This window comes from Bradyrhizobium sp. MOS002 (assembly GCF_003020115.1).
GTDB lineage: Bacteria > Pseudomonadota > Alphaproteobacteria > Rhizobiales > Xanthobacteraceae > Bradyrhizobium.
The window spans coordinates 40,818-54,604 of the sequence record NZ_PYFX01000004.1 but is presented as its reverse complement, the minus strand read 5'-3'; the positions used below and the strand labels follow the sequence as shown (position 1 = coordinate 54,604).

Below are 13,787 nucleotides of genomic sequence, written 5' to 3'. Positions count from 1 at the left end.
CCATGAAACGACAGATGCATCTCGGCCTGTTCATCCTGGGCACCGGTAGCCACGTCGCGGGCTGGCGCTATCCCGGCGCGGTCGACAGCTTTCAGGATTTTGCGGCGATCCAGCAGATCGGCCGCACCGCCGAGCGCGGCAAGTTCGACCTGATCTTCATGGGCGACAATCTCTATGCCGATGCGGCCGCCCATCCCTCCTACACGCTGCGGCTTGAACCGCTGACGATGCTGGCCGCGCTCGCGACCTCGACCAACCATATCGGCCTCGGCGCCACCGTCTCCACCACTTACAGCGATCCGTTCTCGGTCGCGCGCGTCTTCGCCTCGCTCGATCACATCTCCAAGGGCCGGGCGGCGTGGAATGCGGTGACGACGGCCAATCCGGCAACGGCGGCAAATTTCGGCACCACCCATCCCGATCACGCTCGCCGCTACGAGATGGCGAGCGAATTCCTCGACGTCGTCAAGGGCCTGTGGGACGGCTGGGCGGACGACGCCATCGTCGCAGACCGCACGAGCGGCCTCTATATCGATCCGGCGAGGCTCCGCCCGATTGACCATGATGGCCCATTCTTCAAGGTGAAGGGCCCGCTCAACATCGGCCGCAGCCCGCAAGGCCACCCCATCGTTCTCCAGGCCGGCGGCTCCGAGGCTGGACAGGCGCTTGCCGCGCGCACCGCAGACATCGTGTTCTCAGTGGTGCAGGACATCGAGGAAGCGAAGGCCGGCTACGCCTCGCTGAAGACCCGGCTGCCGGCATTCGAACGCAGGCCGGAGGATATCACGGTGCTGCCGGGCGTCATGCCGGTCGTCGGCCGCACCGACAAGGAAGCGTTCGAGAAACTCAACGTGCTCCAGAGTTTTGTCAGCGGCAGCAATGCGCTCGCCATCCTGTCCGATCGATTCGGGCGAGACATGTCGGCCTATGACCTCGACGGTCCGATCCCGGACATCGCGCCATCGGACAGCTATCACAGCTTCGCCAGCGTCATGCTCGCCAAGGGCCGCCGCGAGAACATGACGCTGCGAGATCTCTATAATCTCACCGCCGCCGCCCGCGGCCATTGGGTGCTGTGCGGCTCGGCCGAGCGCATCGCCGACACACTTCAGCTCTGGTTCGAGGAGCACGCCGCCGACGGCTTCAACGTGATGCCCCCCTATTTCCACGAAGGATTTGAGGATTTCGTCGATCTCGTCGTGCCTATCCTACAAGAACGCTGCCTGTTCCGAGCCGACTACCAGGGCACCACGCTGCGCGATCATCTCGGCCTGCCTCGACCGAAGAATGCCCAATTCTAGATAGGCGAAGGGCCTTTCTGACCAATCATCACCAACCGGTTATGCCCAGCTCAAGGCCTGCACAATGTCGGTAATGAGATCGAACGCCGGCCGAGCATCCAGCAAGAATGCGGATCAAGCTGCGTGCCGACGGCACTTCGCATAAGTGGGCGCCAAACCCGGTGTGTTCGAAACGTCTGCTGATCTTGGCGGTCGCACGATTTTTCTTGATCTCCCGGTGCACACGTCGTGCACACGCCGCCCTCTAACCAATTGGAAAAATTGAACTCTCACTCCAATCCATCATGGGCCAATTTGAGCTAACGTAAGGAAGCGTCGTCGGAGGAAGTCAAACAAATGCACGCGCTCGAGCGGCGGGAGAAACGGCAAATTGGTTCAGCTCGGGGAGACACAATCACGGATACCGACATTCGCTGCGTATCAACATTTGAGATGTGATTGGCACAAGCGGATGCCATCTCTAGTCCGTGCGTCATAACCCGCATCGGTCGATCGGCCTCTGCGCTCGATGTTCGACACGACCCAGCGGAACGTCGCGCGGATTGCTTGATAATCTCAGCAGGGCGGCCGTGTCAGATCTGCCGCCCCGCGTGGCAACGGCTCGAAACAGATTAGCGGATCTCGTTCACGTAGTGATGATGCGCCGTCGTGGCGCGGTGCTCGCTCAGGATCGCAAGCGCACCGGCTTGATCGTACGCTTCCTCGCGGATCACCAGCACGGCGTTCGGCGAAGTCAGCGCAAGTACACGCCGATCCTCCTTGTCGGCGAGCTCCGCCATGAGCTTCTCGCGTATCGCTGCGATGCGAATGCCATAGGCGTCGAGCAGATGGAGGTAGAGCAGCGCCGGCACACTCGCCGCCTTGTGCGGGAATTCAGGCACGCGGCGCGCAACGAGCCGTATTCGCGAATGCATCACCGGTACGCGGCCAACACGTCGGACGCGATGAAGACAGAGCAACGGCTCACCAACGACTTCCGCGAAGAGGATGGCCTCCTCTGCATCGGCCGGCCGCAGCGTCACGGACAAGACTTCGGGCACGGAAAGCTGGAGGCCGCCATCTTCGCCATGAAGTCGGAAATACTGGAAGAAAAAGCGCAGACTATGTTGGGGCGCGCGTCCGGTCACCACCGTCCCGGTCTTGCGCCGGCGCACCAGCATGCCGTCGGCCGTCAGGTCCGCGAGCGCCCGGCGGATGGTGCCGACTGCAACTCCGTATCGCGCGGCAAGCGCAACTTCACCGGGAAGCACCGTGCCCGGAGACAGTTCGCCCACCAGGATCGCCTCGGCGATCTGCCGCTTGACGTGCTCGTACAGCGGAACCGGTAGGCTGGATTGGCCGCTCGCCGCTGCTTTTGCCTGTTTACCGGTCACGCCTGCCTCATTCTTTGGAATTGACAGCGATCGGCTTCGCCTATTTCTTTATAGAATATAGAAATGAGCCGCCGCAAATGGTTTCTCCACCGCCAGACCCCGGACAGGCCAGACCGACGCTGGCCGACGGTTTCGCCGAGATCGAGCGCACAGCCGAAAGTGCGATCGACGATCTTGCGCGGATGGTGGCGATCGACACGACTTTCCCGCCCGGCGCGGGATACGCAGCGTTTGCGGGCTTGATGGAGGACGCTGTTGCGGCGCTCGACCTCGACTGCCAACGCGTCGACGTCCCCGAGCATTTGTGGCGCGTGGCGAACGGCCCGGCGCAAGGGCGCAGAACCAATCTCATCGCGCGCCGTCGCTCGGACAAGCCGGTGCTCGGGCTGTATTTTCATGTCGACACCGTACCGGCAGCGCCCGGGTGGACCACCGATCCGTTCCAGTTGACGCGCGACGACGATCGCCTGATCGGCCTCGGCGCCGCCGACATGAAAGGCACCATCGCGGCAGTGCTGCTCGCGCTGCGCGCCGCCGACGCGATCGGTCTTCCACTCGGCTACGACCCGATGCTGCTGCTTTGCACCGACGAAGAAGCCGGACTCTATCCCGGCGTGCGTTATCTGGCGGAGCAGGGTCTGCTCGAAGGCCACATTCTGAACTTCAACGGCGCCGCAGCGCCGCGCATCTGGGCCGGCTGCTTTGGTCTCTTCACGCTACTGGTACGCGTGCGCGGCAGGACAGTTCACGCAAGCGAAGCCAGAACCGCCGGCTTGAATGCCAACGCGATCGAGGCCGCACTGCCGATCCTCAATGCGCTCGCAGAATTGAAACCAGAAATCGCCGCGCGGACGTCCGCCCTGCCCGCGCCGCCGCATGCGACGCATCCGCTCGCAGCCCAGCTTGATATTTCCGCAGCCCATGGCGGCCAATGCGGCGGCCAGACTCCATCGCTCTTTGAAATTCTCGTCTGTCGGCGCTATGCGCCGGAGGAAGACTTTCAGGCCGCGCGTGCCAAAATCGAGAACGCCGTCTTTGCAGCGGCCCCCGGAACTGACGTCGACGTTGTTCTCACCGGCCACCTCATGCCGACATCCGATCCGACAGGCCCGCACTGGCCGCGCTGGCAGGAGGCGCTGTCGGCCGGGTTCGGATACACACCGGACGATTTCGCCAAATGGGGTGCGACGGGCTGCTCCGATTTCGGCTGGGTACAGCGAACCGGAATGCAGGAGATTCTGCTGACCGGCCTCGGCCGGCCGGAAAGCCGCATTCACGCGCCCGGCGAATTTACCACGCGCGCCGACATCGTCGCGCTGGCGAAATCGGTCCTTGCCTATCTGTCAGCCGAATTCCGTTCCGATCTGTCTCCCGAAACACTCGCCGCCCGCTAGCTCAAGGAGCACGCATCCATGCTGTCCGTCACTCGCCGTCTTCTCCTTGCGGGAACCGCGATCAGCCTCGCCGGTCTGCCCAGGATCGCCCTCGCCGAAGTTCCGAAGCGCGGCGGCGTGCTGCGGATGTCAGTCGACCAGGCCGCATCGGTCATCCATCCGATGCTGGCGCGCGTGAATCCGGAATATCTCGTCACCGAACTACTCTACTCCAACCTCACCCGGCTGAAGCCGGACATGACCGTCGAGCCGGACCTCGCGATGTCCTGGGAACCCAACGCGACGCTGACCGAGTGGACCTTCAAGCTGCGCCCGGGCGTGACGTTTCATGACGGTTCGCCGCTGACCGCCGACGATGTCGTCGCCACCATCAACGCGATCCTCGATCCGAAGACCGCTTCTCCCGGCCGCACCAATGTCGGCCCGATCAAGGAGGTCGCCGCGGTCGATCCCCTGACCGTCAAGTTTACGCTCGCAGGCGCCTATGCCGACCTGCCAGTGGCACTCACCTATCTCAACGCGCGTATCGTTCCGGCCAAGGTCATCGCCGGCGACCTCGCGAGTCTTGCGACCACTGCGAACGGCACCGGTCCTTTCAAGCTGGCGTCGTACGAGCCCGATCGCCGGATCGTCGTCGAACGTAACCCCGCTTATTACGATCCGGCGCGGCCCTACCTCGACCGGATCGAGCTGCTGGTCTATCCGGACCGCACCGCCGAAGCGTCCGCAATGATCTCCGGTGAAGTCGATCTGTTGCTCACGACCGCGCCAGGCGAATATGAGCGCCTCGCCAAGGCCGATGGGGTCAAGGCGCTGCGCACCCCATCCGGGCAGTTCCTGAACATCAACCTCGGATGCGACCAGAAGCCGTTCAACGACGCGCGCGTCCGACAGGCCCTGGCCTTGGTGGTGGATCGCGAGGCAACCGTGGGCTTCGTCGCCGGCGGCTACGGCACGCCAGGCAATGACACGCCGTTGAGCTCCGCCTACCACTTCTACAAGAACATTCCGCCGAAGAAGCCCGACATCGCCACGGCGAAGAAGCTGCTGGCCGACGCGGGCTATCCCAACGGCATCGATTTGACGCTGGTCGCGTCGGACAGGCCGTCAACCCGCACGCAGCTCGGCGTCGCCGTCCGCGAGATGGCGGCCGCTGCCGGCTTCCGCATCAACGTGCAGACCATGCCGCACGCCACCTATCTCGACCAGGTCTGGAAGAAAGGTAATTTCTACGTCGGCTTCTACAACATGCAGCCGACCGCCGACGCCGTCTTCAAGCTGCTCTACACATCCGACGCGGCCTGGAACGAGACCCACTGGAACAACGCGGACTTCGACACAGTCATCAATGCAGCTCGCGTCGAGACCGATGAAGCGAAGCGCACGGCACTCTACGCCAAGGCTCAGGACATGATGAACGCCGAGGTCCCCTCGGTGATTTCGGCATTCTTCGACCTGCTCGCGGCACAACGCTCCTACGTCGAAGGATACGCTCTCCATCCGCGCGGCTCGGTGTTCCGCCTCGACATGGTCTCGCTCGGCGCTGGCGCGCCGAAGCGCGCCTGACGCCGGAGGCGCTCGGTGTCGCTGGCCTGGTTTGTGCGCCGTTTGATGCTGATGGTCTACACCGTCATCGTGGTCTCGATACTGGTGTTCGCCATCACGCAGATTCTGCCGGCGGACGCCGCCCAGTCGCTGCTCGGGGAAAACGCCACGCCCGAAGCGCTGTCCGCGCTCAGGGCAAAGCTTGGGCTCGGCGATCCGACCTGGCTGCAATATGCGCGCTGGGCCGGCCACGTGTTCACCGGGGATTTCGGCATCTCGATGCGCACGAGCTTGCCGGTCGGCCCCGAAATGCTGATGGCGCTGTCGCGCTCGCTGCTGCTTGCCGTGTCGGCCATCCTGGTCACGCTAGCCGTTGCCGTGCCGCTCGGCGTGGTCGCGGCGCTGCGGCAAGGCAGGCTCACCGACACGGGCGTGAGCCTCATCGCCTATCTCGGGGTCTCGCTTCCGGAATTCGTCACCGCGACGCTGTTTGCCCTTCTGCTGGCCGATACGCTGCATTGGCTGCCGGCGACCGGCTACGTCTCCCCGCTGGAGAATTTCGGCGACGGCATCCGTCATCTGGTGCTGCCCGTGCTCACTGTCTCGGTGATCCTCGTCGCGCACGTCATGCGCATGATGCGCTCCGAGACGCTCGACGTGCTGAAATCGGACTATATCCGCGCCGCGCGCTTGAAGGGCCTGCCGGAACGGACCGTGCTGTTTCGTCACGCCCTGCGCAACGCGCTATTGCCGGTCGTCACCATCATCGCGCTCGACGTCGGCTACCTGCTCGGCGGCATCATCGTGATCGAGGAGATCTTCGCCATTCCCGGCATCGGGCGGGCGCTGATGGTGGCCATCACCACGCGCGACCTGCCGTCGATCCAGGCGGGCGCCTTGATCATGGCCGCGACCTATGCTGTCACCAACACGTTCGCCGACATGGCCTATGCGTTTCTCGATCGGCGAATCCGCTATGACTGAGCTGTTGATCCGCCTGATGCGAAGACCACAGGGCTTTGTCGGCGTCGCGCTCCTGGCGCTGATCGTGGCCGCCTGCCTGTTCGGACCCGCATTGGCACCCTATGCGCCGGAGAAGATCGATTTTCTCGGCAGGTTTCGCGCACCCGGCTGGCAGAACTGGCTTGGCGCTGATCAATTCGGCCGCGACGTCCTGAGCCGCCTGATGGTCGGCGCGCGTTCGACCGTGCCGCTCGCTGTCATCGCCACCTTCGCCGGCAGCGCAGCCGGAGCGATCATCGGCGTTGGTTCGGCCTATCTCGGCGGACGAACCGACGAGGCCATCATGCGCACCAACGACGCCGTGATGGCGATCCCAGGCCTTCTGATGGCCCTGTTGCTGGTCTCAACGCTCGGCAACGGCTCCGGCAATGCCGTGATTGCCATCGCGGTGGCCTTTGCGCCGGGCATGGCGCGAGTGACCCGCTCGGCCGCGCTCAACGTACGCAATCAGGACTATGTGAAGGCCGCCATCGCGCGTGGCGAGGGAGCGCCCTGGATCATCTTCCGCGAGATGTTGCCGAACGTCATGGCGCCGATCGTGATCGAATCCACCATCCGCGTGTCGTTCGCCGTCATGCTGTTCGCAACGCTGAGCTTTCTCGGCGTCGGCGCCCAACCGCCTGCGTCCGAATGGGGCCTGATGGTGGCGGACGCGCGCCAATACATGCATCAGGCGCCGTGGGGATTGATCGCGCCCTCGGCCGCGATCGCACTCACCGCCATTGCCTTCAACCTGGTCGGCGATGGTCTTCGCGATGCCCTCAATCCGAAGGACGAGCGGTGACCTCTGCACTTTCGATCCAGGACTACACGCTCGACTACGTCACGTCCGCTGGACCGGTACGTGTGCTGCATGACATTTCGCTGCAGATCGGACCAGGTGAGGTGCTGGGCCTTGTCGGAGAATCCGGCTCCGGAAAGAGCTCACTCGCCTGGGCGCTGATGCGCCATTTGCCGGGCAATGCCCGCGAAGTTGCCGGCTCGTTGCGTCTCGGCGACATCGACCTGCAACGATTGAGCCCACGCGAGCTCACCAGGATACGCGGCCGCCGGCTCGGCATGGTGTTTCAGGATCCCTCGACCTCGCTGAACCCGACGCTCACCATCGGTCGTCAAATCACGGAAGCCCTGATCCAGCACCGCGGCCTCAAGCAGCGCGACGCTGACGCGCTCGCTATCGATCTGCTTGGCCACGTCGATCTCAACAATCCTGCCGCCATCATGCGGCGCTACCCTCACGAGATCTCCGGCGGGGAAAAGCAGCGCGTTGTCATTGCCACTGCCTTTGGTTGCCAGCCCGACGTCATCCTCTTCGACGAGCCGACCACGGCACTCGACGTGATCACGGGCGCGCGCTTCCTCGAACTGTTCGCGCGACTACGCCGGGAGACGGGCGTCGCCGCGCTCTATATTTCCCACGATCTTGCGCTTGTGACGCGCGTCGCGGACTGGGTCGCGGTCCTGGAGCGCGGTCGCTTGGTCGAGCAGGCGCCGGCGGCCGACATCTTCCGCGCTCCGCGCCATGCCAACACGCGCGCACTTGTAGACGCCGTGCCCAGACCGGAACGTCGCCTTGTCCATGACAAGCCGCGCGACCAGGTCCTTCTCGCGGCCTCCGAGATCGAAGTCCAATATGGCAGCGGCGGGCTCTTCCGCGACGCGCCGCCCCCGGCCACAAAAAAGATCGGGCTCGAGATTCGTGGCGGCGAGATCCTCGGTCTCGTCGGCGAGTCCGGCTCTGGCAAGTCTTCGATGGCCCGCGCCCTTACCGGGCTTGCACGCTTCTCGGGCAAGATCTCCTTCGACGAGCACGAGATCCGCGGCATGCGCGACATGAACGCCGCTTACCGCCGCGACGTGCAGATCATCTTCCAGCATCCGGATTCCTCGCTCAATCCGCGTCACAGGATCGACGAGATCTTGTCGCGTCCTCTCAAGCTCTACGGCGGCCAACTTGGGGATATTCCCAGCCTGCTCGACCAGGTGCGCCTGCCCCAATCCTACGCCAACCGCTGGCCACATCAGCTTTCAGGCGGCGAGAAGCAGCGCATCGCCATCGCACGGGCCTTCGCCGCGCGGCCGAAACTCGTGATCTGCGACGAGATCACCGCGCCACTGGACGTCTCCGTGCAGGCCCAGATCGTCGAATTGCTGCTGGCGCTGCGCGAGGAAACCGGAACCGCCTTCCTCTTCATCACTCACGATCTCAACCTCATCCGTCAAATCGCCCACCGCATCGCGGTGATGCGCCGGGGCGAGATAGTCGACCTGTTGCCGGCCGAGGATTTCGACGCAGACCACGTCCATCCCTATACCCGCGAACTGATGGCCGCCTCGCCCGTGCCGGTCGGCTGACGACAAGGACTTTCCCCATGGATCACAACGCACTTCTCGCCCGAATCGATGTGCCCGCCGCCCTCGACCTCTTGTCACGCATGGTGCAGCACAAGAGCTACTCCAAATCGGACGGCGAAAAGCAGCTCGCAGCCTTCATGGCGGCTCGCATGCGTGAGATCGGACTGGAAACCGAGCTCACGCCCTTCGGCAAGGACGGCCGGGTCAACGCCGTCGGCCGCTGGAAGGGTGCGGGCGGCGGCAAGAGCCTGATGTTCAACGGCCATCTCGACACCAACCCGGTGACCGAGGGCTGGACCGTCGACCCCTGGGCAGGAAAGATCGACGACGCCTTCATCTACGGCATCGGCGTTTCCAACATGAAGGCCGGCGACGCTGCCTACTTCTGCGCGGTCAAGACGCTGATCGACGCCGGCGTCAAACTCAGGGGTGACGTCATCCTCACCTACGTGGTAGGCGAGCTGCAAGGCGGCGTCGGCACCTACTCGCTGGTCGAGCAGGGACTTCGCGCCGACTATTTCATCAACTCCGAGCCGACCGATCTGAAGGCCATGACGATGCATGCCGCCGCCTTCATGTTCATCATCGAGTTGACCGGCAATACCCGTCATCTGTCCAAGCGCGAAGAGGCGATCGATGCGATCACGGCCGCGTGCGACGTCATTCCGCGCCTCAATACGATGAAATTCTCGGGCGCCCTCTCGCCGGAGCATGAGCGGATCAACCGCGTCCATGTCGGCGTCGTCCACGGCGCACTCGGCCGCGAGCTCCATGAATGGCGCACGCCCCAGGTCGCTGATTTCGTGCGGATCAAGGGCTCGGGCCGCTATGCACCGGGCCAGACCGAGGCCGGCGCGCTGGCCGACATGCGTCGTGAGCTCGACACGCTCGAAGCACGGTTTCCCGGCCTCAAGGCCGAGATCATGTCGGAGGACCGCTCTGGTGTCCCAACCATGCCGCCATTCGAAGTGGCGCGCACGAGCCCGATCGTGGAGGCCGTCAACCGCGCCTATCGCGCGGTACGCGGCGAAGGGCAGCCGACAGGCGCCGTTGCCCCGAGCTGCTTCTATGGGACTGATGCCGGTCATCTGCACTATTTCGGCGGGATGGAAGGCATCGTCTGCGGCCCCGGCGGCCGCTACAACACCATGCCCGACGAGCGGGTCGATATCGTCGACTTCACGGATATGATCCGCATCTACGTGCTGGCCATTCTGGAGATTTGCGGATAGTGGGCACTGAAACGTGCGCATCCGATCCCACGAAGGATGAATGACGGTGTTGTTTTCGATCGACGAATATGAGGCGCGCGCTAAGCGCGTGCGCGAGCAGATGGCCACCCGCGAGCTCGATGTCCTCATCATCGACCAGAGCGAGTTCCTCGCCTACATCACCGGCTTCTTGATCTCTGAGAACATGTACTGAGCCTGCCTCCCCCCGCGCGATGGCGAGCCGATCATGATACTTCGCGCCGTCGACCTTGGTCCGTTCACCGAGAGCTCGTGGCTGTCGCGCTCCGTTGCCTTCGCTATGTGTCAGAGAGGTTCCACCGTCGTAAGACGGTGACGATTGGGCGCTCGACAAGGAGCGCAACATCGACCGCCGCGGATCGCCGAAACCAAAGGCTGCTGCTATATCCCAATGGTCGGATGTACTCGGTGTCGGCAAGCACTGCACAAAAGGGCCACGAGCAGACTCCTCGATCGGCGAGTTCGCCAAGGGGATCAAGCCGTTCCGTTCGCCGCCGGCAGCCTACTATATTCGACCGTCAACCCGTTGAACATGCTGCGCGCAGCACTAATTTTTCGCTCGTGCTCGGCGCAAGAGTTCCCTAGCTTCAACGAGGTCTTTCGATCCGAAGCCCTCGTTGAACTCTTCATAGATCGGGCCAAGCAATTGAGCGGCCTTCCGCCTGCGGCCAAGTGCGATCCAGTGCCTCGCAAGGTCGGCGCCGATACGCAGTTGGAAAGTCAGGGCGCCGATGGACCGCGCTTCGGCGAGAGCCCCCTGCAGCCGCTTTTCAGCCAGCTGAGCCTCACCTGCGTGAAGCAGGACCGATGCATCGATCCGCAGCAACTCCGACCGGCACCAGCGTTCGCCCTGGCGTTCCTGATGCGCGAGAGCACGGGTAATGGCTGCGCGCGCTTCGTCGATACGTCCTTGTCTCAGCAGCGCGCGGGCGAGGACCGCGAGATAGCTGCCGATTCGCATGAGAAAGCGACATTCGATGAGTTCGTCGATCGCCGCTCGAATGTCCTCCACGGCACGCGGGTCGCCGCGCAGGTCGCGAAGGCACGCGGAGAAGTAGCGCTCGACTTGAACCCAGCGCGAGATGCGCTCTCGTTCGAGATTGGCGCGCATCCTTTCCGTGTAGCTTTCAAGGGCCTCCAGATTTCCCGTTTCGAGCGACACCGGTAGCGCGGCAAGGCCGAGCGCATTCGACTGGGAAACCCATTGGCCACTGCGGCCTGCGGCCTCGACCGCGTCGCTGGCCAGCCTGGACGCGTAGTCCGGCTGTCCCTGCAGCCAGGCCACGAATGGCAGATTGAAGCGGACCGTGATGTAGCGATAGACCTCGTTCGCATCCATGCGCGAACGGCCATCGGCCAGCGAATAGGTCGCAGCGAGGCGATCGAGAACCGGGCGACTTCGGCTCAACTCGCCGGCGAAGGCTCGGGCCCAGGCAAGTGCCCGATCGGCCTCGGACGTCGCGGTCAGGTCGCGGTCGCGCTCAGCGAGTCCGGTGGCTTCCTCGAGATAGGTGATGGCACGCGGGACATGCCCGATCTGAAGCAGATAAAATGCAAACCCCACCAGCGCGCGTTGCTGATATTCGCTATCCCGCGCGCGCCTTGCAAATTCGATGGCATCGAGCCAGGCAACTTCGTTTTCGTTCGACAGCTTACGGGCGTAGAACAGGCTCCATCCGAGCGCACAGGCAAGTTTTGCCTGCAGCAGATCATCGCATTCGACGGTCCTGGCCAGAGCAAGCGCCGTCTCCAGCCGTGCTTGAGCCTCCGACAGGATCGAGGTCTCCGACCACAAAGTGATTCCGGCGACCGTCAGCCTGATTCCGAGGATAGGATCGCCATCCTCGCCAAATGCCCACGACAGCGCAGCCCTCAGATCGGCGATGCGACCGAGATAGCGATTCGTCCAATCAGCCGGCTCGCGCCAGTTCCATTCATCTTCAGACTGTTCGAACAGCGCCAAGACGCGCTCCGCATGGTGGCGTAGCGCCTGATGGCAAGCACGATCGATCTCCCGCCGCTCGGCTGCATACCGCCGCGTGCTGTCGAGCAGTCGATAGCGCAAGCTCGGCCCGTCGGACTCTGCGCTCAGAAGGGATTTGGCGACAAGACTGCCGAGCCCGGTCGCGACGTCAACCGGGTTCAGCCCGGCGCCCTCGGCGACGAACGCCGCGTCTTCGGATTCGAACGCATCGTTGAACACGGACAGCAAGGCAAACAGCCTTGCCTCCTTGTGCGACAGGAGCCTGAAGCTCCAGTCGATCGTCGCCATCAGGGTTTCATGACGCGGAGGCGTGCCTTCGGCGCCTGGTGCACGAAAACCCAGGTTCCGGTCCATCGTCGCCACCAATTCGAGAGGAGCGAATGTGCCGATCTGGGCCGCAGCCAGCTCGATAGCCAGAGGAAGGCCATCGAGCGCATGGCATATCGATGCGATGGCCTCGCAATCCTCGTCCTTAAATTGATAGTCCGACCATTCGGCCGCACGGCAAACGAACAGTTGCACTGCCGGGAATTTCAGCGCCTGCGCAGCTGTCGTGGTCTCGCCTGCTCTGGGCGCGGCAAGCGAGCCAAGCCGCACGACATGCTCGGTCGCGGTACCAAGCGCCTCTCGGCTCGTCGCGAGCAGAACCGAGGGCGAGGTGTCGTCCGCGAAGCTGCCGGCGAAGATGGTCGCCGCAGGCAGCACGTGCTCACAATTGTCGAGGATGATCAGCATCTGGCGCGACCTAAGATACTCCAGCACAGCGGCCAGGCTGTTGTCCGAGTTGCCCCGGATCCCAAGCGCCGTCACCAGCGCGGGGCCGAAAAGCATTGGATCGGAGATCGTGGTGAGATCGACGAAGCAAGTGCCATCACGGCATTGGGGTGCAAAGACCTGCGCCGCGGCGGCGGCAAGCGTTGTCTTGCCGACGCCTCCAGGCCCAACAAGGGTGACATGCCTCTTCCGGATCAGCAGCTCGGCAATCTCCGCCATGTTCGACTCGCGGCCAACGATGCCACGCGAGGAAGGCGGCCGTGACAGGACGAGGGGATCAGCGGGCGCGGGATCGTCGGTGATATGGGCGGTACTGGCCTGCACGTCGGCGATGAACCTGTAGCCCCGACGGGCCACCGTCGCGATATAGACAGGCTCGACCTGCGTATCCCCCAGCGAACGCCGCAAGCTCCACATGTTGACCTTGAGGTTGCTGTCGTGGAGGAACGTGCCCGGCCAGGCCGCCGCCATCAATTCATTCTTGCTGACGAGGTCGCCAGAGCGCTGCACCAGCAGGTGCAGGAGCTCGAATGCGCGTCCTCCCAACTTCACCGGGCGCCCATCCAGGAGCAGCACCTGGCGCCGTGGGATCAGTCGAAACGGGCCGAAAGAGAACGCGAGTTCCTGCGGGTCCCCGCTCCGTTGTCGTGTCTCCGTGGCAGCCAGCATCGATACTTGCCGTTCGATCCAAAAGATCAAGCGGAACTATCATGCATTGCGAAGACGTTGAATAGCGCGCTTCCGAATTAGCACGATTGCGAAGAGCAATTTGCCGCAGGAATGTCACA

At 63.6% G+C, this 13,787-nt stretch carries 10 protein-coding genes; 8 read left to right on the top strand and 2 right to left on the bottom strand.

Features of this window, described 5'->3' with window-relative positions:
• Window positions 1-2 precede the first annotated feature (2 nt).
• Window positions 3-1,301 (top strand): LLM class flavin-dependent oxidoreductase, encoded by a 1,299-nt coding sequence (locus tag C7G41_RS13145; RefSeq protein WP_106943002.1) that lies wholly within the window; start codon window positions 3-5, stop codon window positions 1,299-1,301.
• A 611-nt stretch (window positions 1,302-1,912) separates the two neighbouring features.
• Here C7G41_RS13145 and C7G41_RS13140 read toward each other — a convergent pair.
• Window positions 1,913-2,674, bottom strand: coding sequence for a GntR family transcriptional regulator (locus tag C7G41_RS13140; protein WP_106943001.1), 762 nt, complete (start codon window positions 2,672-2,674; stop codon window positions 1,913-1,915).
• A 77-nt stretch (window positions 2,675-2,751) separates the two neighbouring features.
• Between C7G41_RS13140 and C7G41_RS13135 the strand changes: the two genes are divergently transcribed.
• The 7 genes from C7G41_RS13135 to C7G41_RS38265 are packed head-to-tail and all read left to right on the top strand — an operon-like array spanning window position 2,752 to window position 10,416.
• Window positions 2,752-4,068, top strand: a complete 1,317-nt coding sequence (locus tag C7G41_RS13135; protein WP_106943000.1) for a M20 family metallopeptidase — start codon at window positions 2,752-2,754, stop codon at window positions 4,066-4,068.
• Between the two features lie 18 nt (window positions 4,069-4,086).
• Window positions 4,087-5,634, top strand: a complete 1,548-nt coding sequence (locus C7G41_RS13130) for an ABC transporter substrate-binding protein (protein ID WP_106942999.1) — start codon at window positions 4,087-4,089, stop codon at window positions 5,632-5,634.
• A 15-nt stretch (window positions 5,635-5,649) separates the two neighbouring features.
• Window positions 5,650-6,597 (top strand): ABC transporter permease, encoded by a 948-nt coding sequence (locus tag C7G41_RS13125; RefSeq protein ID WP_106942998.1) that lies wholly within the window; start codon window positions 5,650-5,652, stop codon window positions 6,595-6,597.
• Window positions 6,590-7,420 (top strand): ABC transporter permease, encoded by an 831-nt coding sequence (locus C7G41_RS13120; protein WP_106943630.1) that lies wholly within the window; start codon window positions 6,590-6,592, stop codon window positions 7,418-7,420. Before C7G41_RS13125 ends, C7G41_RS13120 begins: the two co-directional genes overlap by 8 nt.
• Entirely contained in the window at window positions 7,417-8,991 is a 1,575-nt protein-coding gene (gene nikE, locus C7G41_RS13115) for an ABC transporter ATP-binding protein (RefSeq protein WP_106942997.1), read from the top strand. Before C7G41_RS13120 ends, nikE begins: the two co-directional genes overlap by 4 nt.
• Window positions 8,992-9,008: 17 nt before the next feature.
• Window positions 9,009-10,223: a M20 family metallopeptidase gene (locus tag C7G41_RS13110; RefSeq protein WP_106942996.1), complete on the top strand. Its 1,215-nt coding sequence runs from the start codon at window positions 9,009-9,011 to the stop codon at window positions 10,221-10,223.
• Window positions 10,224-10,263: 40 nt separating this feature from the next.
• Window positions 10,264-10,416, top strand: coding sequence for an aminopeptidase P family N-terminal domain-containing protein (locus C7G41_RS38265; protein ID WP_245446525.1), 153 nt, complete (start codon window positions 10,264-10,266; stop codon window positions 10,414-10,416).
• A gap of 372 nt (window positions 10,417-10,788) precedes the next feature.
• On the opposite strand, the gene C7G41_RS13100 is transcribed toward C7G41_RS38265, so the two are convergent.
• Entirely contained in the window at window positions 10,789-13,698 is a 2,910-nt protein-coding gene (locus C7G41_RS13100) for a winged helix-turn-helix domain-containing protein (protein ID WP_245446523.1), read from the bottom strand.
• Between the last annotated feature and the right edge of the window lie 89 nt (window positions 13,699-13,787).